The sequence below is a fragment of the Mesosutterella faecium genome (assembly GCF_022809315.2).
Lineage (GTDB): Bacteria > Pseudomonadota > Gammaproteobacteria > Burkholderiales > Burkholderiaceae_F > Mesosutterella > Mesosutterella faecium.
The window spans coordinates 1,154,319-1,174,785 of sequence record NZ_JAKZJU020000001.1 but is presented as its reverse complement, the minus strand read 5'-3'; the positions used below and the strand labels follow the sequence as shown (position 1 = coordinate 1,174,785).

Genomic DNA, 20,467 nt, shown 5'->3' with positions numbered 1-20,467 from the left:
TCTGCCGCCCCTGGGAAAAAAGGGCTGACGGCGCGCGGCCTGAAGAAAGCACAGGGGTTTTCCCTTTGTTGACGTTTATTTTAGTTGCACTTGAGGCGACAAACCTTTCTAATGGAAGGCAATTCCGATTTTTTCGCATCAACCAGCGCGCGGCGGCCGGCGTCATCCGAGGCCCCGCGGGCGAACAAAAGGAAGATCATCGTGGTCCGCATGAATCGTCGCACCCTCCTTGGCGCAGCAGCCGCTGCAGCCGCCCTCTCCGCAGTCTCCCCCAGCGCCCTTGCCATTGGCGAGAGGCCAATTACCATCGTGGTTCCCTGGCCTGCCGGCGGCCCGCTTGACGTGGCGGCCCGCACGCTCGCCGAAGCCGTGGCGCCCGATCTCGGCAACGTCATTGTTGAAAACCGCCCCGGCGCGGGCGGCAACCGCGGTGTGAGCTCCGTGGCGAAGGCCAAGCCCGACGGCCGCACCCTCGTGGTGGGCGCAGTCGCCACGCACGCCATCAATCCGTCGCTTTTCAGAAAGCTGCCCTATGACCCCGTGAAGGACTTCACCCCGATCACGCTGATCGCCCACGTTCCCAATGTCCTCGTGATCACCCCCGAATTTCAGAAGAAGACGGGGATCAAGAGCGTGAAGGACCTCATCGCCTACGCGAAGAAGAACCCGGGCAAGCTCAACTACGCCTCGGGCGGAAACGGTTCGGCCGGCCACATGGCGGGCGAGCTCTTCAAGGCCGAGGCCGGCATCAACATGGTCCACGTCCCCTTCCAGGGCGCGGGTCCGGCCAAGATGTCGGTGCTCTCAGGCCAGACGCAGCTCATCTTCGACAACCTCGCCTCGGCCACCTCCAACATCAACGCGGGCAAGTTCGTGCCGCTAGCGGTGACCACCGCGAAGCGCGCCAAGGCGCTGCCGAAGGTGCCCACCATGATCGAGTGCGGCGTGAAAAACTTCAACATCTCGACCTGGTACGGGCTCTTCGTCCCGGCAAAGACCCCCAGGGCGACGGTTGAGCGCCTCAACGCCGCCTTCACCAAGGCCCTGCGCTCCAAGCCTGTGGTCGAGCGGCTCGCCCGTCAGGGCGGCGAAGCTTCGCCCACCACCTCCGAGGAGTTCGCGGCCCTCATCCGCGAAGAAATCCCGAAGTACGCCCGCATCGTGAAGATCTCGGGCGCCCGGGTCGACTGAGAAACTCCCGCCGCGGGCCCCTGCTGCCTGAGAATCAGAGGGCCCGCACGCCGAACCGGGAGACTGGCTTCGAGCCAAAGCGAGGCTGCCTCCCGCCGCCTTTTCTCCCCCACCTCTGCTTCCTTCAACGAAGGACTACACCTTGAGCATCAAAAATCAGAGGGATTTCTGGGCCGGCATCCTGTTTGCGGCCTTCGGAATCTTTTTCATCGTCACGGCCCAGGAAAATGAACTGGGCACCGCCGAGCGCATGGGGCCCGCGTACTTCCCGACGCTGCTCGGGGGGTGCCTCGCGCTGCTGGGCACCGTCTGCGCGGTCAAAGGGTTCTTCTTTGCCGGAGACTCACCCGACGGGGGCCGCGTCACGCGCTTCAACTGGAAGGTACTCGGCCTCGTGCTGGGCGGCATCGTGCTGTTCTGCCTGCTGCTCGACCTCACCGGGTTCGTGATCGCACTGGCCGTCATGATCACCGTCTGCTCGGCCGCAAGCGAAGAGTTCCGGGCGAAGGAGGTGATCGCCCTCATCGTGATCCTCGCGGCGCTTTGCTGGGTGGTCTTCGTTTACCTGCTCGGCATGACGATCCCGGTCATTCCGGCGTTTCTCGTGAAGTAAGGGGGCGGCCGTGGACTTTCTGAATAATCTCGCAACGGGCTTCGAAGAAGCCCTGTCGCTTGCGAACCTCCTTTACTGCTTCGCAGGCGTCACCGTGGGCACGCTGATCGGGGTGCTGCCGGGGCTCGGGCCCGTGGCCGCCATCGCGATGCTGCTGCCGATCACCTACACGCTGCAGCCCTCGGCCGCGCTCATCATGCTCGCGGGCATCTACTACGGAGCGCAGTACGGCGGCTCCACCACCGCGATTCTCGTGAACATTCCGGGCGACGCCTCCGCGGTGATCACCTGCCTCGACGGCCACAAGATGGCCAAAAAAGGCCGCGCGGGAGCCGCCCTCGGCATCGCGGCCATCGGGTCGTTTTTCGCCGGGTGCGTGGCGACGTTCCTGATCGCGGCCTTCGCGCCGCCCCTGATCTCGATCGCCTTCAAGTTCGAGGCCGCGGAATATTTCAGCCTCATGGCGCTCGGCCTCGTGGGGGCCGTGGTGCTCGCGAATGGCTCGCTCATCAAGGCGTTCTGCATGGTGCTGCTCGGCCTTCTCGTGGGACTCACCGGCACCGACATCAACTCCGGGGCCATGCGCTTCACCTTCGGGCTCGAAGACCTGCAGGAAGGGCTGAGCTTCGTGGCGATCTCGATGGGCATCTTCGGCTACGCCGAGATCATGAACAACCTCGAGCAGCGCAGCACCCGGTCCTTCAGCACGGCTCCGGTCGGCAAGGTGCTGCCCACCTGGAGCGACATCAAGAACTGCGTGGGCCCGATCCTGCGCGGCACGGCCGTGGGGTCGCTGCTCGGAGTGCTGCCCGGGGGCGGAGCGCTTCTGTCTTCCTTCGCCTCCTACACGATGGAGAAGAAGATCGCAGGCAAGAACGCGAACCCGCCTTTCGGCGAGGGCAACATCCGCGGCGTCGCGGGCCCCGAGACCGCGAACAACGCGGGCGCGCAGACCTCCTTCATCCCGATGCTCACGCTCGGCATCCCCAGCAACGCCGTGATGGCGCTCATGATCGGCGCGATGATGATCCACGACATCCAGCCCGGCCCCCTCGTGATGAGCACCGACCCCGGGCTTTTCTGGGGCCTCATCGTCTCGATGTGGATCGGCAACCTGATGCTGATCGTGCTCAACCTGCCGATGATCAACGTCTGGGTGAAGCTGCTGCGGGTGCCGTACCGGTGGCTGTTCCCGGCGATCATTGCCTTCTGCGTGATCGGCACCTACTCGATCAACAACAACGTGTTTGACATCTGGGTGTCGATCGCCTTTGGATTTCTGGGCTACGTCTTCATCAAGCTCGGGTGCGAGGCGGCGCCCTTCGTGCTTGGCTTCATCCTGGGGCCGATGATGGAAGAAAACCTCAGGCGCGCGCTGCTGCTCTCGCGGGGCGACCCGAGCGTGTTCTTCACGCGGCCGATCTCCTGCGGGCTGCTGATCGCGGCCGCAGTCCTCCTTATCGTTGTGCTCGCGCCGGCCGTGCGCAAAAAGCGCGAGGTCGCCTTCCAGGACAACGACTAGCGGGAGATCCCGGAGGCAGCCAGGGCGGGCTTCAGAGCCCCGCGATGTCCGCGACGAGCTCATCCACCTCCGCGTCCGACGTGCTCCAGGACGTGCAGAAGCGCACTACGCTGAGCCCCCCGCGGACTGCTCCCTCGTCCTCGAAGATGTACTTCCGGGCGAGGGCCCGCTTCTGCTCCTCTCCCAGCAGCACGAACTGCTGGTTCGTGGGGCTTGAGCCCGACATGGCAAACCCGCGGCCGAGAAACGCCCGGCGAATGCGCATCGCCTGTTCATCGGCCTTCTTCGCGATGTCGAAGTAAAGCCCTCCTTCGAGCAGCGTGCAGAACTGCAGCCCGAGCACCCAGCCCTTCGCCAGCACGGCGCCGTTTTGCTTCATGCGGGCCTTGAAGCGGCGGGCGAGCGCGGGGCGCGTGATCACCACGGCTTCGCCGAACATCGCGCCGCACTTGGTCCCCCCGAGGTAAAAGACATCGGCAAGGCGCCCGAAATCCTTGAGCGTGAGGTCGTTCGCCTCCGACATGAGCCCGTAGCTCATCCGCGCCCCGTCGACGAAAAGCAGCATGCCGTAGCGTCGGCAGACCGCGGAGATCGCCTCAAGCTCGGCGCGGCTGTAAAGCGTTCCGCTCTCGGTCGGAAACGACAGGTAGACCATCGCCGGGCGCGTGATGTATTCGGCCTCCCCGCTTTCCACGTAGCGGCGGGCGCAGGACTCGACCGCCTCCGCCGTGAGCTTCCCGTCGGCGTTGGGCAGCGTGAGCACCTTGTGCCCCGTGTTTTCCACCGAGGCGCATTCGTGACAGCTGATGTGGCCCGTGTCGGCGGCGATCACGCTCTCGGTGGAGGCGAGGGCAGCGGCGGCGACGACGAAATTGGCCTGAGTCGCACCGGGAAAGAAGAAAACCGCCGCCTCGGGGACTCCGGCGGCCTCCCGGATCATGCCGGCCGCCTTCGCGCACCAGTCGTCCACGCCGTAGCCCGGGTAACGCTCCGGGTTGGTCCGCTCGAAAGCCTTGAGGATCAGCGGGTGCGCGCCGCAGCAGTAGTCGTTGTTGAATCGGATCATTCGAAGGGGTCCTGTCTTGTGTGAAGGGAAAAACGGGCGGAGGGCTCCGCCGGATGGAACCCATTGTATTTTTTTTCCGGCTATGCGCCCGCAGAAATTGTCTGACAGACAAACGGGAAGAGCCGCCTCCTGCTCCCCTAACCCCGCAGGACGCAGCCCCCGGGTCAGAGCGACTGCAGCAGCCCCATCCAGAACGGAATCGTGAACAGCGCGCACACGGTCTGCAGCGTCGTGAGATTCGCCACCGCCGGGCCGTTGCCGCCCATGCGGACCGCGAGAATGTAGCAGGAGTTCGCCGTGGGAAGCGCCGCAAAGCTCATGAGCGCCCCGAGCTCCACCGGGGAGAGCCCGAAAAAGAGCCCGATCGCAAGCGCTGCGGCCGGCACGCAGACAAGCCGCTCGATCGTGGCAAGCGACAGGGGAACCGCCTCCTGCCTGAATTTCCCGAGCTGCAGCCCCGAGCCGATCGACATCAGAGCGAGCGCGAGCGAGGCCGAGCCAAGGCTTTTGAAGACCGAGGTGACCAGCTCCGGCATGTGCAGCCCCGTCACGTTGAAGAAGAGGCCCGCGGCGGTGCCGATGATGAGGGGGTTCTTCACAATCAAGCGGAGAATGCCCCGCGCGCCCTCCCCCTTCGAGCGCGAGGCGGCAGCGAGGTCCGCCACGGCCGCAGCGTTTGAAATCGGCACCCAGACGCCCATGAGCAGCGCAAAAAGCGCGAGCCCCTTTGCTCCGAAGAGCGCAAAGACGATCGCAAACCCGATGTAGGAATTGAACCTATAGCCGCACTGCCGGAGGCTCGCGTCGGTCATCGGCCCCATGGGGGCGATCTTCGAGACGAGCCAGGCGAGCGCCATGCCGATCGTCATCGAACCGACGCCGCAGGCGAGGAAAAGCCCCGTCTGGGAAACCGTGAGCTGAGCGTTGGCGACGCTGTTAAAGAGCAGCGGCGGAAACAGCACGTAAAACACCAGCTTTTCAACGCCCTCCCAGAGCGAGCGGGGGAACATGCGGCTTCTCGACAAAGCGAACCCCAGCGCGATCAGGATGAAGGGCTGAACAATGACGGCAAAAAACGGCATTCGAGCCTCCCCTTGCCGGCGCCCGGGCCCCGCGCGCAGGTGGCGGGGCGGGTGTGCGGCCTTCCTCTTGAAAAAGATTTTAAGTAAAAATACCTAGAGAAAATAGTGATATTTGCTTATGCATGCATAAACAGAACTGATGCAAAATGGCTTTCATCATGCAAAATCTCAGCGACATCAGCCTTGACCTGCTGCGGGTCTTCGGCCAGGTAGCCAAAACCGGCAGCATGACGCTCGCCGCCCGCGCGCTTTTCATCACACAGCCCGCGGTCTCGCGCTCGATCGCGCTGCTCGAGTCGAGGCTGGGCTGTCAACTTTTTTCGCGCAGGGGCCGCTCAATTGCGCTCACCGCCGAAGGCGAGGCGCTTTTTGCGACAACCCGGGACATCGAGTCGGCCCTCGCCCGCGGGCAGGGGCGTCTCGCGGGCCTGCGCAACCTCGAGGAGGGCGAGCTTTCGATCGCATTTCCTTTCCTTCTGCTGCACTATTACCTGATGCCGCATCTCGGGCGCTTCGCCGAGGCGTTCCCGCGGGTGCGCGTGCACCTGAAGTGCGAGAACCGGCGCGGGGAACTCGTGCGGCTGCTTGCCGCGGACCGGATCGATTTCTTCCTCGACGCCGTGCACGGCGACGGGCCCGCTCCGGCTGGAACCGAGGCGCTGCCGCTGCGTCCGTACCGAAACTTCTTCGCGGCCAGCCGCAGGCGCTTCGGGACGATCGAGGGCCGCAGGCTCGCGCTCTCCGAGCTGAACCGCTATCCGCTCATCGTGCTGCGCGAGGGCAGCGACTCGCGCTCATTCCTCAGCCGGACCTTCGCCGCGGCGGGGCTCGAGCTCAATGCGGCCTTCGACTGCGACACCTCGGCGATCATCGAGGACCTCACGCAGGCGGGGCTCGGCCTCGGGGCCATGATCAAATGCGATCCCTCCCCCGGGCACCTGAAGAACCCGGATCTTTTCGAGGTGGAGCTCAGGGAGCCGCTCGAGCGCGGGCGGTTCGTACTTTTCAAGCGCGAGGGCGAAGAGCTCTCGCGCGCGGCGCAGACTTTCTGCGACCTGATGCGCTCTGAGGCCGGCTGATCCCGGGGCGGGCGCTTGCGGAATCCGCGCCAGGGTGCAGAATCTAGTTTTTCAGAAAAAACGACAGACACAGCAATGAAAAGAAGCGGAGAAAAGCCGAAGGACGCCGAGGGCGGCTCCGACATCGAAGAAGTCAAAAGGAGAGCCCTCGCGGGAGACGCCGACGCGCAGTCCGAGCTCGGCCTGAGGTTCGAAACGGGCCGGGGCGTGAGCCGCAGCCTCAAGACCGCGCTCGAGTGGTACAGGAAGGCGGCCGAGGGCGGAAGTGCCTCCGGGCAGTTCAATTTCGCCGACTGCCTTTACGAAGGCTCGGGCATCGGCCAGGACTACCCCGAGGCCTTCAAGTGGTACGAGAGGGCGGCCGAGCAGGGGCTCGCGCTGGCGCAGTACGAAGTCGCGCTGATGCTCGACGAGGGGCGAGGTGTCCCGAAGGACAGCGCCCGGGCCGCTCGCTGGGCGCTCAAGGCGGCCCTGCAGGGCGAACCCAAGGCCCAGTACCTGCTCGGCTGCCTGTGCCTCGACGGCAGGGGGATAGAAAAAAACGAAGCGTACGGGGCGCAGTGGATCGCCATGGCGGCTCTGCAGGGGCTGCCCGTTGCGCAGTACGAGCTCGGAGTCTGCTTCGACGAGGGCACGGGGGTGCCCCGGGACGGAATGAAGGCCTTCGAGTGGTTCACGAAGGCCGCCGAGCAGGGCGACCGGGAGGCCCAGTACGAGCTCGCGGCCTCCTACGACCATGGCATCAGCGTCGAGCAGGATGAGAAAAAAGCCGTGTACTGGGCGAAAAAAGCCGCCTCGCAGGGCCAGCCCGACGCCCAGTATTTCCTGGGGCTGTGCCGCGAATGGGGCCGGGGCCTGCCCCGCAGCCCGAAGCTTGCCGCCCGCTGGTATAAAAAAGCGGCCGATCAGGGAGTGGCCGAGGCCCAGTACAGCCTGGGGCTGCTCTACTCCGAGGGCACGGGAGTCGAGCAAAGCGAGACGCTGGGCTTCGAATGGGTGAGGAAGGCGGCCCTGCAGGGCCTTGCCGACGCGCAGAACTCGCTGGGCGTCTTCTATGAGGAGGGACGGGGCGTCGCCCCGGACGACAAGGAAGCGTTCAAATGGTATGAAAAGGCCGCCCGGCAGGGGCTTGCCGTCGCACAGAACAACCTCGGAGGCTGCTACGAGGGCGCCATTGGGACCGAGCTCGACTACGAGCAGGCCGCCCTGTGGTACCTGAAGGCAGCCCTGCAGGGCGACGCCCCGGCCCAGTGCAGCCTCGGGTCCTGCTACTACCACGGCCGGGGCGTCCCGCGGGACCTGGAGAAGGCCCGGGAATGGTTCGGGAGGGCGGCGGACCAGGGCAGCGTCACGGCTAAATACAACCTCGCGCAGATGCCTGCGCCGGCTTCCGGCTCCAGCTCAGGCTTCAGGCGCGGCGGCCGTATTCTCAACTAAAAAGGCGCGGGACAGCGCCCGCGCCAGGGCCCTTCGGAAACAGGGCCAGTGAATCTCCGGGGCTTTCGCCCCGGAGACTTCCGGCTTAAAAAGAAAGACCGGAAAAAAGAGTCGCTTGTCTGTCAGAACCAGTGCGTGACGCCCACGGTCGTCACGACCCGGTTCGTTTCGGTCGTGTCGGTGTCAAGCAGCCCCGTGCCCTTCGCGTAGGAGACGACGCCGTAGCCCATCGTGCGCTTGCTGAAGTAGTAGTGCACGCCGAGCGACCCCACGTAGCGCTTGTAGTCGTCCTCGTCGCCCTTCACGGCGCCCTTGTTCTTGCCCGTGAGGAACTGGAACTGCCCGAGAAAGCTCGCGGCTCCAACGCTGTAGCGGCCGCCCAGGAAGAAGGCATGTCCCTCGAGCCCGCGGCCGCTGCCGTCATAGACCACCTTGTAGTCGTCGTCCCAGGTCGAGTCGGTGAAGCGGTTCTGGTTCTTGTAATAGTTGTAGCCCGCAAACAGCGTCACCGGGCCCGCGTTCGGGGTCCAGGCGCCGGCAAGCTTCGCCGACCACCTCGTCTTGTTCGGGTCGGTGTCCCGGTAGTCGTGGCCGATGAAGTCGGCCTCAACCCCGGCGATCACCCGCGCATTCTTTCCGTCCCAGCGCGCGTAGATGTTCCCGAAGTGGCTGTCGCGGGCCATCCCGTTCGTCTCTTTGTCGGACGTGCTGCCCGTGAACGAATACTGGCCGCCGAACTCAAAGCCGTTCATCTTCGGGGAGACGTAGTAGAGGGTGTTGCTGTTGAGCCTCCAGACGTTCACCTGCGTGCCCTGCACGCCCGCGTCGTAGTACCCGGTCTCGAAGGGCTCAAAGTCCCAGTAGCGGGAAAGGGACGAAGAGCCCGAGGTGAAGGCCCCGACCCGGCCCGCGCCGATCCGGCCCCAGGAGCCCTTCACATAGATCTGGGACTCGCGGTTGAAGATGCTGCCGCTTTTGCCCTGCGCGCCCGTATCGCTTGCGAAGCCCGACTCCAGAATGAAGCCCACGCTGGAGGAGCCGATTTTCTCCTCGCCTTTCACGCCCCAGCGCGAGCCCGCATAGTTGCCGGAATTCATCTCGAACGTGTCGACGCCCCGGTTTGAGACGTGGGTGTACTGCAGGCCCGTGTCAACGACCCCGTACATCGTGACCGAGGGGGCGGCTGCGGCCGCCCCGGACAGGGCCGCGGCGGCGAGCGCCGCAGCAATCTTGTTGGAATTCATGGTTTTTTCCTTTGAATAGCAGAGAGAGACAGGTGCGGCCCGGCGCCCGCAAAAAGGCGCCGGGCCGCCCTGTCCGGAGAGAGAAAAGCGTTAATTCCAGCTGCCGATCAGCTTCGCGGCGTTTTCAATGTCGTCGGTGAACTGACGGTCGCGGTCGACATAGGGAGAAACCTTGCGGAAGGCGTTGTAGAGCTTCGCGGTGTCGGAGGACATGGCGAAGTTCCCGCTCTTCTGGCGGCGAAGGTCGATTGCCTGGGCGCCGTGCAGCAGCTCAAGCCCGTAGACGTAGCGCGTGTTCTCGGCAATCTGGCCCAGGCGCTGTCCGGCCTGCAGCAGCTGCGTGAACGTATCCTCGATGTCGCCTGCGACCGGCATGCCGTAGAGCGACACGGGCTGGGCGAGCGCCATCGTGTCGACGTGCATGCCCATGAAGGCCTTCTGGATCGCGCCGAAGGCGTGGCCCTTGTTGCCCGGGGCGGTAAGGAACCGGGTGAGGCCCGTGAAGTGCTCATCGGAGAGGTGGATCGTGCGCTGCACGGCGTTGTGCGACAGGTGGGCCACCGCGAGAGAGGCGCGCTGCAGGGCGAGCGCAACCGGCAGGACCTCGAAGTTCGCGCTCGGAATGATCGCGCCGTTCACTTCCTTGCCGTCGATGAAGTAATTGGCGACCTGCTTGCTCTCGGAGCGGTAGTCCTGCTTCGCATTGAGAATCGTGGCGGGGTTGTCGTCGCCCGCGTTGATCTGGACGTCGATCACCTTCTTCAGGTCGGCAAGCGCGTTGTTCGCTTCAGCCAGCGCGTAGACCGTGGTGCGGTAGGAGAGCGGATCCTGCAGCGGACGATCCTTCGCGGGCTGCCAGAGGTAGGAGCCCTTGAGCGAGAGCCTCAGGGACTCGGCCGCCTTGTCGAGGCCGGGGAACGGACGCACGGCGACCGTCTGAGGCAGGAACGGGGCGACGTTGCCGTTGAGCCCCTCGAGGGAAAGGCCGAAGACAACAGGAGTCGTCTTCGTGACCTGCAGGGCCTTCTTGTAGCCGTCAAGCGCATAGGCCATGGCGACCGAGCTGTTCGAAAGGACCGCGAGGGCGTCCTTGCCCTCGGGAACCAGAGGGGTAATGCCCTTTGCCTTGAGGGCTTCGGCGCCGCTCATCAGGCGGCCGTCGACGCGGGCGCGCCACTCGCCGATCATCACGGAGCCGACGTGCGAGGCGAGCAGAATGTCGGCCTCACCGATCGTGCCGCGCGAGGGGATCTCGGGGGTGATGTGCTTGTTGAGGAATTCGCGGTAGAGGTCAGCCACGCGGACCTGGGCGCCGGACTGGCCCGCAAGCATGGTGTTCAGGCGGATCACCATGGACAGGCGGGCGAGGTTTTCCGGCATCATCGGGCCGATGCCGGCCGAGTGCGCGCGGAAGGCGTTGTAGTTGAAGGCGCGGGAGGCGTCGAGCACCTCCTTGGTGAGCTTGCCGTTCGCGTCAAATAGCTTCTTGTCCTTGTTGAGGCCCACGCCGGTGGTGAGGCCGTACACGGGCTTGCCCTGAGCGGCGGCTTCCATCACGAGCTTGTGCGACAGGATCAGATTCTGCCTCGCGCTCGGGGCGATCTCGACGGTGGACTGGCCGTTGGCGACCTCCCAGGCCTGATCCATCGTGAGGTGGTGTCCGTCCAGAGTGACGACGCCGGCGTAAGCGCTGCCGGCGAAGGCAAGGGCGACGGCGGCGGCAATGATCCTAGTTTTTGCCATTTTTAGTTCTCTCCAGTGGTAAGTCGGGCCCGCTCAAGCGGTGCCCTTGAAAAAAAGTTTTATTTTCGACCCAGTGTTCGGTTTCAGGGCATCTTGTGCCTGAAGTCGTGGCAGTTGTTGCAGTAGGACTGCGGTTTCTCGTGCTGCCTGTGGCAGGCGCTGCAAGACAGCGACTCGCCGTAATGGGCCGAATAGTGGGGGTTGGGCTCGGAGCCGCCCGCGGTCTTCTTCGCAAGCGCCGCGTAGCTGCCGTGGCAGCCCTCGCAGGTCTTGTCCGAAGGCGGCACGAAGGCGTTGCCCTTCACGGCGTTGTCCTTCGTGTGGCAGGTCTCGCACTTCATCTTCGCGTGGTGGGCTCCCATCGGAACCGCAGGGGCCGCCCAGGCGTTCAGGGCGAAGGCGCCGAGGACGGCTGCAGACATCGCGGCCAGCATCTGTTTTTTCATCATTTCAGTCTCCTTCCTCTTCTTCGCCTGGGTTAAAGATCAACAGGGGTGCTGCTGGCCGCGGACAGTCCGGCGATGCGGCCGAAGCACAGGCCGTCTGCAATCGCGCAGCCCCCGAGGCGGCTCGCCCCGTGGGCGCCGCCGGTCACCTCGCCCGCGGCGAAGAGTCCGGGAATCGGACGGCCCATCACGTCGAGCACCTCGGCCTTCGGATTGATGCCGACGCCTCCCATGCAGTAGTGGACCTTCGGCCAGACCTTCACGGCGTAGAACGGGGGCTTGTCCAGGACGATCGCGAGCTGCAGCGGGCGGTGGAACTGCTTGTCGTCCTTCGCGCGGACATAGCCGTTGAACTCCTTCACCTGAGCGACGAAAGCCTCGACCGGCATGTGGAAACCGCGGGCAATCGCCTCAAGCGAGTCGAACTTGTGGATCACGCCGTACTTGAGGCCGTTCTTGAGGGTCTGAGCCTTCGCGACGCCCTTCGTGTCGGTAAAGCAGATGGGGTAGACGGGCTTGCCGTTTTCAATCATGGTGAGGATCTTGTCGGCGCGCTCCTTTCGGTCGGCAAGCTCGTTGCAGAAGCGGCGGCCCGTGCGCGGATCCACCATGATGCCCATCGGGAAGCCGGCGATCGTGTTGAACTGGGAGACAAGGCCGAAGCCCTTTTCCTCGGGCGAGCTCCAGGGGCCGAGCTGGATCTGGTCGAGCTGGACGGGAGCGCCGCCGATCGCGAGCATCTTGAGAAGGCCCTCGCCCGTCGCCCCGGGCTGATTCGTGGAGTCAAGCCGGGAATCAAGCAGCGGATCCTGCTGGCTGCGGAACCAGATGTTGCGTGAAAAGCCCCCGGTCGCCATCACAACGCCGCGGCGAGCCCCGTAGGTGACGTCCACCCCGGAATCCTCCTTGGGGAAGATGTAGCCTTCGCGCACCTTCAGACCGATCACGCGGCCGTCGGCGCTGCGGATGAAGTCGCGCATCATCGCGCGCCTGTGCATCTCGACGCCTTTTTTAAGGCAGGCCTCGGCAAGCGGCCGAGTGATGCCGCCGCCCGTGGACTCCACGGTCTGCATGATGCGCGGGACGCTGTGCCCGCCGAAGTGCTGCACGAAGGGCTTGAACTTCACCCCGTAGCTCACGACCCAGTCGAAGGCGGGGCGGGTGCCCTCCACGATCATCTTGAGAAGGTCGACGTGCGAGAGACCGCGGCCCGAGCGGATCATGTCCTTGAGCATCAACTCCGGGGAGTCCTTGATGCCGGACTTCTCCTGCAGGGGGGAGCCGGCCACGGCAAAAGCCCCGCCGTTAATTGCAGAGTTGCCGCCGAAGGCCGGCATCTTTTCGATGAGCAGGACATGAGCGCCCTGCTCGCGGGCGCGCAGCGCCGCGGCGAGGGCGGCAAAGCCCGAGCCCACGACGATCACGTCATAGATCTTGTCAAACCGCGCCTTCGCTGGCGCGGGGGCGGCGTGCGAGGCTGCGGCCCCGGCGCAGATGACGGCGGCGCCGGCCTTGATCAGGCTGCGGCGGCTGGTCTCCTTCTGGATGATGTTTTTTTTCATGCTGACCTCAAAAAAAGGCTCTTTCATTTTTTCACAGAGACTCAAAGCACAAACCGTGCCAGCTTTGAGACGCAGTACCTCCCGCAGCGCGTAATCCACCGTCCGGCGGGGCTTTTAGAACTAATTCTCTCGACGTATCAAAGACTGAATCCACACTTTTTGAACTAACTACTGAAACGATATTTCGTATAAAATTACGAATATTCGTTAAATTACGACATTTCGTTAACAATGGACAATCATCAGAAAGGCCTTGAGGGCCCGGGCCAGGCTCCCCGTGAGCTCTACGAGTCGGTGAGCGAGGTCTGCAGCCTCGCCAGCCCCCTGCAGGCTCTGCGGCGGCTCGTGAGGCTGCTGCAGCAGCAGGGGCTGCCGGTGAGCGGCATCTTCGTGAACACCTTTTTCTCCGAGACCCGAAGCATCCGGTTCTTCGCCCGGGCCGACGCCACGGAGAGCCTGAGGCTCGACATCGAGGTGAAGATCCCCGAGGGGCTCGTGGGCGAACTCTCCTACGAGCACCGGCCGGAGACGCTACTCGTAAGATCGCTCTCGGAGGACCCCGTCACGGCATGGGCGACCCGAAACGTCATTACCGGCATAGGCTCCTACGTCATGCAGCGCCTCGAACTCGACGGGCAGCATGTCGGCGTCATCTGTTTTTACAGCCTGAGGGAGAAAGCCTGGCTTGAGTCGCAGGCGGCGCTCATCGCATCGCTCGCCCAGCCGCTGTCCACCTGGGTCGCCCGCGCCTGGGCCGCCCACATCGGCCGGGAGAACGAGGCCCTCAGGCGGCAGCTCCGGCAGGAAAAGTCCGAGCCGCTCGAGCGGTTCCTTGCCGCCTCGCCCGGGCTCTACCAGGTCGCGCAGAAAATGCGCCGGATTGCCGACACCGACGTCACGGTCCTGATCGAGGGCGAATCCGGCACCGGCAAGGAGGTGACGGCGCGCACCCTCGTGCAGATGTCCTCCCGGCGCAATGCCCCCTTCATCGCAATCAACTGCGGCGCAATCCCCGCCTCGCTCATTGAAAGCGAGCTCTTCGGCTATGAAAAAGGCGCTTTCACGGATGCTAAAAACCGCCACGCAGGCTACTTCGAGCAGGCTGAAGGCGGAACGCTTTTCCTGGACGAAATCGAGGAGCTGTCCGCGCTTGCGCAGGTGAAGCTACTGCGCGTGCTGCAGGAGCGCACCATCACCCGGGTGGGCGGCGAGAGCTCAATTCCCGTCGACGTCCGGATCATCGCGGCCACGAACCGAAGCCTGGAGGAAATGGTTGAAAAGGGGCTTTTCCGGACGGATCTTTATTACCGGCTGCACGTCTTCCCGATCAAGCTCCCCCCGCTTCGGGACCGACCGGGGGACATCGGGCTGCTCGCGAGGCTGTTCTTAAAGCGGATCGCCGCGAAGTACCACCTCTCCGAAATTCCCAGGCTGACAGCCCAGGCCCTGGAGGAGGCGGTCCGCTACCGCTGGCCCGGCAACGTCCGCGAGCTTGAGAACTCGACGGAGCGCGCCGCGCTTGAAGAGGGCCCCATCATCCGGCACCTCGTGCAGCGCCCGGGGCCCCGCCCCGCGCCCGCCGCCCTGGCAAGGCCCCTGCCGCAGCGCGCGGAGCCGGCCGCCCCGGATCTCGCGGCCTACGATTGGGAGGGGTTGCAGAAAGCCTATTTCGCGGCCCTGCTGAAAAGCTGCTACGGCAAAATCTCGGGCCCGGGCGGCGCCGCCGAACGCGCCGGAATGCATCCCAACACACTGCGCAGCCGGCTCTCGAAGCTCGGACTCCTTTAAGCGGGCGCGTCAGGGCCGCGCATCGGGCGGCCGCGGAAGAAAAAAAGCGGAAAGAGGACAGGCTTTGGCCTTCTTCTTTCCGCCGCTTAAGCAAAAGCACCGGCGCGGAAAAGGGCGCGCAGCGGGAGGTGCTCCGCCGCCCGCGCGCCTTTTTTACGTCAGGAGACGTCAGGCCCTGCGCCCGCAGATGTCGCGCGCGAGGTTCACGAAAACCAGGAACGCGGGTTTCATATTCTTCGTGTCCTGAATGTCGAAGTCAGGGCGATGATGGCCGTGATGGTTGCAGCCAAAGAGGAAGAACCCGGGGTTGCCGCCGTGCTCGGCCACGCGGTGCATGAACAGCGTGCAGTCCTCGCTGCCGCCCGCGTTGTGGTAATCGCGCACCTTGATGCCGGGGATCTCCCCGGCCGCCTTGTGCATTGCGGCTAGCGCCGCATCCGTGGTCTCGATCACGCCGGCCTGGCCCGTCTTGATGATCTCGTACTTCACCCCCATCATTTCGGCCGAGCCCTTCACCACCTCCTGAGCGCGGGAGAACATGTAGTCGTTCGCCGCAAAGGTCGAGCCGCGCACCTCGCACTCCATGTGCGCGTGCACCGGGGTGATGTTGCGGCCCTCGCCTGCGTCAAGCCGCCCCACGGCCACGCGCGTGTCGCCCTCGGAGGTGCGCGTGATCGCGGTGAGCATCACGGCGGCGTCGGCCGCGGCGATGAGCGCGCTGCGGCCCTTCTCGGGATTGCCGCCCGCGTGCGAGGGCACGCCCGTGTAGTTCACGTCGAATTTCGTGGTCGCCATGTAGCCGTCGGGCTGGATCACGATTTCGCCGGGCTTCGCCACGGTGCCGACGTGCGCTCCGAAGAACCAGTCGACGTCGTCGACGACGCCCGCGGCCACCATCGCACCCGCTCCCCTCGTGCCCTCTTCGGCAGGCTGGAAGATGAGCTTGATGCGCCCGCAGAGCTCCGCCTTGTGGTCGGAGAGCCAGTGCGCAACCCCGAGGCCCGTGGCCGTGTGCGAGTCGTGCCCGCAGGCGTGCATCACGCCCTTCACCGTGGAGGCGAAGCCCTCGACGGCCGGCAGGTGGCCGCTCTTCGGATCGGTGATCTCCTGAATGGGAAGCGCGTCCATGTCGTGGCGGAACGCGAGCGTGGGACCGGGGCGGCCGGTGTCGAGGATGCCCACGCAGCCGGTGTAGCCGCCCATGCGCTGCAGGATCTCTTCGGGAACTCCGTGCGCGCGAGCCCGCTCCTCGGCCGCCTTCGCGGCCTTCGGATCGCGCCCGAGGACCGCCTCGGGATTCACCACCTCGGTGCCCAGATGGATCTCAAAGCCGAGAGCCTGCAGCCTCTGCGCCACGAGAGCCGTCGTCTCGAATTCAGTCCAGCCGAGCTCGGGGTGAGCGTGAAGCCTGCGCCGGGTCTCGACCATCTCCGGCACGTAAGCGTCGTATTCATCTGCCATGCTGCTTTCTCCTTTTTCAACCGGCAGGGGCGGGCGCGCCTGTGCGATCCGCTCTGCCCATGGGATTATTTTGTACGCGGCAAAGCTCGTCGGCCCGCTTCTTCTCATATCATGTATATGATTTGATGGAACACAGGACATCATGCCTAGCGAATCAATCGACCGCAGGAACCCGCCGGGCAGCAGGCGCCGCATTCCCCGCTACATGGCCGCCAAAAGGACCATCATCGGGCGGCTGCTTGCCAAGCAGTGGAAGCCCGGCGAGAGGATTCCCGCCGAGCCCGTGCTCGCCCACGAAATCGGCATTTCCGTCGGTACGCTGCGCCGCGCGGTCTCCGAGCTTGTGGACGAAGGCGTGCTCTTGCGGCTCCAGGGCTCGGGAACGTACGTGGGCAGCTTCGGAGCCGGGCGCTACTGGAACCGCTTCCAGCCCTTCCAGACGCTTGACGGCAGGCCCCTGCACCTGAAGGAGCGCGTTCCCGTGCGCTTTGAAGAGCTTCCGGCGCAGGGCGAGCTCGCCGAGAGCCTGCAGCTGCCGCCCGGCGAGCGGGTCCTGCACATCACCCGCCGGATCACGAACCCGGACTGCTCCCTGGGGCTTGACGAGCTCTTTCTGCCGGCCAGGTATTTCCCGGGCCTCACGCTGGAGTTCTTCAAGGCAAACCTCGATCCCCACGAATCGCTCTACGCCTTTTACGAACGGGCCTTCGGAGTCGTCATCACGGAGACCGCCAACTACGTCTCATGCGAGGTGTGCGGCCGCGACACGCTCGAGGCGATCGGAAACCCCATCGCCGAGGGCACGCCGCTTTGCTGCTGCCGGCGCATTTCAAAGACCTACGGGCACGTGCCGGTTGAAATGCGGCGCATGAAGGTGAACTTCCTCAAGGTGCAGCTGTCCTTCGATCTCTGAAAGAGCCGCCCCTCTCAGGGCAGCCCCGGAAAGGAGTCCACGTACTTGATTTCTATGTCCGGAAAGGAATCCACGAACTTCACCTTGAAGTCGGGAAACGAATCGACGAAGCGCCACTTTCCGCAGGAGTCCGGGAACGAATCGACCTCTTTCACCTTCAGGTCGGGAAAGCTCGAGACGATCCTCACCTTGATGTCCGGGAATGAATTGACCACTTTGACGTTTCCGTAAAGCGGGATGCCGTTCCAGCTGCAGTCTCCCGAGACTCCCCCGGCCCAGGCCGGGTCCGGAAAAATGAAAAGCAGGGGCAAAACGCCCAGAACCACCGCCCCGGCCATGCTTTGAAATCTCATCGCGCTCCTCCTTGGTCTCCCTCTTTAAGCCCGGACCGCACGCGTCCTCAGTCGTCCCGGTCGACCCGGTATTTCCTTTCAAGCTCCCGGTAGGCGTCCAGCCCGACGAAGCGGTTGAACTGCGAGAACTCGATCATCCGGTCTTTCAGGGAATCGGTGGTGCCTTCCTCCACCAGAGTCCGGAACCCCCGGTACAGGGCGCTTGCCACCAGATAAAGCGACGTGCACGACCAGAAGACGCCGGCAAAGCCCATGTCCCGGATCTCCCGGTTGCTGAGGATAGGGGTCTTTCCGCCCTCGATCATGTTGGCAAACAGCGCGACGCCCGTTCCTTTGAACGCCCGGGCCACAGTCTCCATCTCGGCGCGGTCCCGGAGCGCCTCGATGAAAAGCACCTCCGCGCCGGCCTCGGCATAGAGCCTGCCGCGGCGGATGGCGTCATCGAGCCCGTGGACGGCCCTGGTGTCCGTGCGGGCCATGATGACGGTGGCCGGATCCTCGCGCGCGTCGCACGCCGCGCGGATTTTCTGCGCGTGCTCCTCGGCGGAGATCACCTGCTTGCCATCCATGTGGCCGCACCGCTTGGGCCAGACCTGGTCCTCAAAGAAAATGCACGATGCACCGGCATGCTCGTATTCGCGCGCGACGCGCAGCACGTTCATCGCGTTGCCGTAGCCCGTGTCGCCGTCTCCGATGACGGGCAGGTCCGTCGCGTCGCAGATCTCCTTGAGCGCCTGGGCCATCTCGGTCTGGGAGAGAAAGCCCACGTCGGGGCGCGCGAGCCGCGAGGCTGAAATCGCGTAGCCGCCCATCGCGAGGCAGTTCACGCCCGCCTCCTGCGCGATTTTGGCCGAAAGGGCGTCGTAGATGCCAGGGGCGGTCATAAACTGCCCGTTTTTCAGGTTGCTGCGAAACTGAAGGCGCTTGTCGTGTGCTGAGGTCATGGCGGATGTCCCAAAAATGAGACTTCAGTGTACTGCCGCGGCCCCGGGCGGAAAGCGATCCCGAGGCTTTATCCGCTCCCTTCGCGGTAATACCTCAGACGGGCCGCAGATAAAGAGTCCATCCTTTCTTAAAACTGATAATTTACAAAGGGAAAGATCACACCGCCGCCCCGGGCGCCCTCTCCCCGGGATCTGCGGGCGGGCACGACATTACCAAAGGAGAACGCCATGAATCGCAGAACATTTCTAGCCCTCGGCCTGACGGCTGCCGCGGCCGCAGCCCTGTCGGCCTGCGGCAAAAAGGAGCAGGACTCCGGCGCGGCGGAGGGCGGTCTCAAGCCCGTCAAGCTCGGGACGCTTTCAGGCCCCCATGCCGAAGTGGCCGAAGTGGCGGCAAAAGTCGCGGCCCAAAAGGGACTCAAAGTCCAGGTGGTTGAATTTTCCGACTACGCCCAGGTCAATGAGGCGCTTAACGCGCGCGACATAGACGCGAACGCCTTCCAGCACGTCCCCTACCTCAACAAGGCCATCCAGAGCAAGGGCTACAAATTCACGGCTCTCGGGAAAACCGTGATATTCCCGATCGGCGTGTACTCCCTCAAGATCCACAGCAAGGATGAAATCCATGACGGCGGGCTCGTCACGGTGCCTTCGGACGCCGCGAACCAGGGGCGGGGCCTGCAGCTGCTCGAGCGCAACGGGATCATCAGGCTCAGGGAGGGGACGGGCTCCCATGCCACGGTTCACGACATCGTGGACAACCCGAAGCACCTGAAGTTCCGCGAAGTCGAAAGCGCCAACCTCGGGCGCACTCTGCCGGACGTGGAATTTGCCGTCATCAACGGCAGCTGGGCCGTGAAGTCCAACCTTACGCCCTCCCGGGACGCCTTCCTTCTGGAAGGGGCCGATTCGGACTTCGCCAATGTGCTGGTGGTTCAGACCGACAGCAAGGACCGCCCGGAGTTCAAGATCCTGCTCGAGTCCTTCCAGAGTCCGGAGGTAAAGGACTTCGTGAACAACAAGTACAAGGGCTCGGTCCTCGCCGCCTTCTGACCCCTCGGTGCCGCGGCCCAGGTCTGCAGCCCCGGAAGACCGGTCAATGCGGAAGCGGCTTCATCCATTTCTGGAACTTAAAGAGCCCTTCTCCGCCGTCGCCGATAAAGTCGGCCGGCACGTCCGGCATCGGGTGTCTGGCGTTAAAGAATTCCGTAATGGTGAAGCCGCAGACGTTCACGTAAAAGTGGATGTTCCGCTGCTCGAAATAGGGCGTGCACGTTTCCCAGACGACCGTGTCCGGATACATCTTCTCGATCGCAAACCAGATCTTCTTGCCTATTCCGTGGCTCTGACAGCCGTTTTTGACAAAAAGCAGGTCCAGGTGATTGTGCCCCGTCTTCCGGTCGATCGCCACGACCGCGCCGCCCACCATTTCTCCGTCCACGACGGCTTTGTAGGCCGCAGAGCCCTTCGCGTTCAGCGACTCTTCTATATCCATGTCGGGAAGGACCTTTTTTCACTCGGGCCGTATTTCGCCTCAAAGCCCTTTTGGAAAGCCTCCTGCATGGCCGCCTTGTAGCCGGTCAGGTCCTGTTTCTCTACCGCAACGAGTTCCATATCCTTCAATTTCATTGTGACGACGCCTGGCCGGGAGCACCGGCCCCGCTGTCCTTGAACACCGGAAAAAAGAGCCGGCCCCGCCTCAGAAACTTCTCCGGGGCGGCGCGGCCTGACTCTACGGAATAATTCTCAATTTATGCTTTAGAACTGGTTCGCCGGAGCCCTGTTCCCCAGCCCGTGCTGCGGGCCGCATCCCTCCGGAACCCGGCGGAACCCGGCTGTGCCGTAGATCGGGACCCCAGCCGCAAAGCGATCTTCCTGAACGGCCGTGAGAAATGATGACCGGGAGTACCGCTTCGCCCGGCTGAACAAAGTCCCGCAATTCCCACGCTGGGGCTTAGGACTAAGATTGAATCAAGGCCGCCCTGCCCATGTTGTTGCCTGCTTATATTTTCTCTTCTCGCCT

At 64.1% G+C, this 20,467-nt stretch carries 19 protein-coding genes; 8 read left to right on the top strand and 11 right to left on the bottom strand.

All coding sequences use genetic code 11. From position 1 onward, the window contains the following. The first annotated feature begins 210 nt into the window (after nucleotides 1-210). The 3 genes from MUN46_RS05510 (at nucleotide 211) to MUN46_RS05500 (ending at nucleotide 3,326) form a co-directional block, all read left to right on the top strand. Nucleotides 211-1,191, top strand: a complete 981-nt coding sequence (locus tag MUN46_RS05510; protein ID WP_243376645.1) for a Bug family tripartite tricarboxylate transporter substrate binding protein — start codon at nucleotides 211-213, stop codon at nucleotides 1,189-1,191. A gap of 142 nt (nucleotides 1,192-1,333) precedes the next feature. Continuing rightward, nucleotides 1,334-1,804: a tripartite tricarboxylate transporter TctB family protein gene (locus tag MUN46_RS05505; RefSeq protein ID WP_243376644.1), complete on the top strand. Its 471-nt coding sequence runs from the start codon at nucleotides 1,334-1,336 to the stop codon at nucleotides 1,802-1,804. A 10-nt stretch (nucleotides 1,805-1,814) separates the two neighbouring features. Further along, the gene (locus MUN46_RS05500; RefSeq protein WP_243376643.1) at nucleotides 1,815-3,326 is read left to right on the top strand and encodes a tripartite tricarboxylate transporter permease; all 1,512 of its coding nucleotides are present in this window, start codon (nucleotides 1,815-1,817) and stop codon (nucleotides 3,324-3,326) included. 31 nt (nucleotides 3,327-3,357) lie between these two features. Here the strand turns inward: MUN46_RS05500 and MUN46_RS05495 are convergent, their stop codons facing one another. After that, nucleotides 3,358-4,392 (bottom strand): threonine aldolase family protein, encoded by a 1,035-nt coding sequence (locus MUN46_RS05495; RefSeq protein WP_243376642.1) that lies wholly within the window; start codon nucleotides 4,390-4,392, stop codon nucleotides 3,358-3,360. Nucleotides 4,393-4,556: 164 nt separating this feature from the next. Continuing rightward, nucleotides 4,557-5,474 carry an AEC family transporter gene (locus MUN46_RS05490; RefSeq protein WP_243376641.1) on the bottom strand — a complete coding sequence of 306 codons (918 nt, stop codon included), beginning with the start codon at nucleotides 5,472-5,474 and terminating at the stop codon, nucleotides 4,557-4,559. A gap of 158 nt (nucleotides 5,475-5,632) precedes the next feature. Here MUN46_RS05490 and MUN46_RS05485 point away from each other — a divergent pair, with 158 nt between their 5' ends. Both MUN46_RS05485 and MUN46_RS05480 read left to right on the top strand, forming a co-directional pair. Further along, complete coding sequence (locus tag MUN46_RS05485) at nucleotides 5,633-6,553, top strand: LysR family transcriptional regulator (RefSeq protein ID WP_285230569.1); 921 nt, start codon at nucleotides 5,633-5,635, stop codon at nucleotides 6,551-6,553. 75 nt (nucleotides 6,554-6,628) lie between these two features. Beyond that, on the top strand, nucleotides 6,629-7,990 hold the full coding sequence (locus MUN46_RS05480; protein WP_237978131.1) for a tetratricopeptide repeat protein: 1,362 nt from the start codon (nucleotides 6,629-6,631) through the stop codon (nucleotides 7,988-7,990). A 122-nt stretch (nucleotides 7,991-8,112) separates the two neighbouring features. Here MUN46_RS05480 and MUN46_RS05475 read toward each other — a convergent pair whose 3' ends face one another. The 4 genes from MUN46_RS05475 to MUN46_RS05460 form a co-directional block, all read right to left on the bottom strand. Next, entirely contained in the window at nucleotides 8,113-9,234 is a 1,122-nt protein-coding gene (locus tag MUN46_RS05475) for a porin (protein ID WP_285230568.1), read from the bottom strand. 90 nt (nucleotides 9,235-9,324) lie between these two features. Continuing rightward, nucleotides 9,325-10,977 (bottom strand): HAL/PAL/TAL family ammonia-lyase, encoded by a 1,653-nt coding sequence (locus MUN46_RS05470; protein ID WP_237978133.1) that lies wholly within the window; start codon nucleotides 10,975-10,977, stop codon nucleotides 9,325-9,327. An 83-nt stretch (nucleotides 10,978-11,060) separates the two neighbouring features. Continuing rightward, nucleotides 11,061-11,426, bottom strand: coding sequence for a cytochrome c3 family protein (locus MUN46_RS05465; RefSeq protein WP_237978134.1), 366 nt, complete (start codon nucleotides 11,424-11,426; stop codon nucleotides 11,061-11,063). Between the two features lie 29 nt (nucleotides 11,427-11,455). Further along, a complete protein-coding gene (locus MUN46_RS05460) occupies nucleotides 11,456-12,985 on the bottom strand; it encodes a flavocytochrome c (protein ID WP_237978135.1) in 1,530 nt (509 codons plus the stop codon). Between the two features lie 231 nt (nucleotides 12,986-13,216). Here MUN46_RS05460 and MUN46_RS05455 point away from each other — a divergent pair, with 231 nt between their 5' ends. Further along, nucleotides 13,217-14,773, top strand: a complete 1,557-nt coding sequence (locus tag MUN46_RS05455; RefSeq protein ID WP_243377637.1) for a sigma-54 interaction domain-containing protein — start codon at nucleotides 13,217-13,219, stop codon at nucleotides 14,771-14,773. 168 nt (nucleotides 14,774-14,941) lie between these two features. Here the strand turns inward: MUN46_RS05455 and MUN46_RS05450 are convergent, their stop codons facing one another. Continuing rightward, nucleotides 14,942-16,234: an amidohydrolase gene (locus MUN46_RS05450; RefSeq protein WP_243377639.1), complete on the bottom strand. Its 1,293-nt coding sequence runs from the start codon at nucleotides 16,232-16,234 to the stop codon at nucleotides 14,942-14,944. A gap of 142 nt (nucleotides 16,235-16,376) precedes the next feature. On the opposite strand from MUN46_RS05450, the gene MUN46_RS05445 reads away from it, so the two are divergent. Then, nucleotides 16,377-17,147 carry a GntR family transcriptional regulator gene (locus tag MUN46_RS05445; RefSeq protein WP_243377641.1) on the top strand — a complete coding sequence of 257 codons (771 nt, stop codon included), beginning with the start codon at nucleotides 16,377-16,379 and terminating at the stop codon, nucleotides 17,145-17,147. Nucleotides 17,148-17,161: 14 nt separating this feature from the next. Here the strand turns inward: MUN46_RS05445 and MUN46_RS05440 are convergent, their stop codons facing one another. Next, entirely contained in the window at nucleotides 17,162-17,500 is a 339-nt protein-coding gene (locus MUN46_RS05440; RefSeq protein ID WP_243377642.1) for a 7(1) septoil knot domain-containing protein, read from the bottom strand. Nucleotides 17,501-17,547: 47 nt separating this feature from the next. Continuing rightward, nucleotides 17,548-18,444, bottom strand: coding sequence for an isocitrate lyase/PEP mutase family protein (locus tag MUN46_RS05435; RefSeq protein WP_243377643.1), 897 nt, complete (start codon nucleotides 18,442-18,444; stop codon nucleotides 17,548-17,550). Nucleotides 18,445-18,672: 228 nt separating this feature from the next. On the opposite strand from MUN46_RS05435, the gene MUN46_RS05430 reads away from it, so the two are divergent. Further along, on the top strand, nucleotides 18,673-19,497 hold the full coding sequence (locus MUN46_RS05430) for a MetQ/NlpA family ABC transporter substrate-binding protein (RefSeq protein WP_243377644.1): 825 nt from the start codon (nucleotides 18,673-18,675) through the stop codon (nucleotides 19,495-19,497). A 43-nt stretch (nucleotides 19,498-19,540) separates the two neighbouring features. Here MUN46_RS05430 and MUN46_RS05425 read toward each other — a convergent pair whose 3' ends face one another. Then, nucleotides 19,541-19,939 (bottom strand): GNAT family N-acetyltransferase, encoded by a 399-nt coding sequence (locus tag MUN46_RS05425; RefSeq protein WP_243377646.1) that lies wholly within the window; start codon nucleotides 19,937-19,939, stop codon nucleotides 19,541-19,543. Continuing rightward, nucleotides 19,930-20,073: a hypothetical protein gene (locus tag MUN46_RS05420; protein ID WP_243377647.1), complete on the bottom strand. Its 144-nt coding sequence runs from the start codon at nucleotides 20,071-20,073 to the stop codon at nucleotides 19,930-19,932. Before MUN46_RS05420 ends, MUN46_RS05425 begins: the two co-directional genes overlap by 10 nt. Nucleotides 20,074-20,467 lie beyond the last annotated feature (394 nt).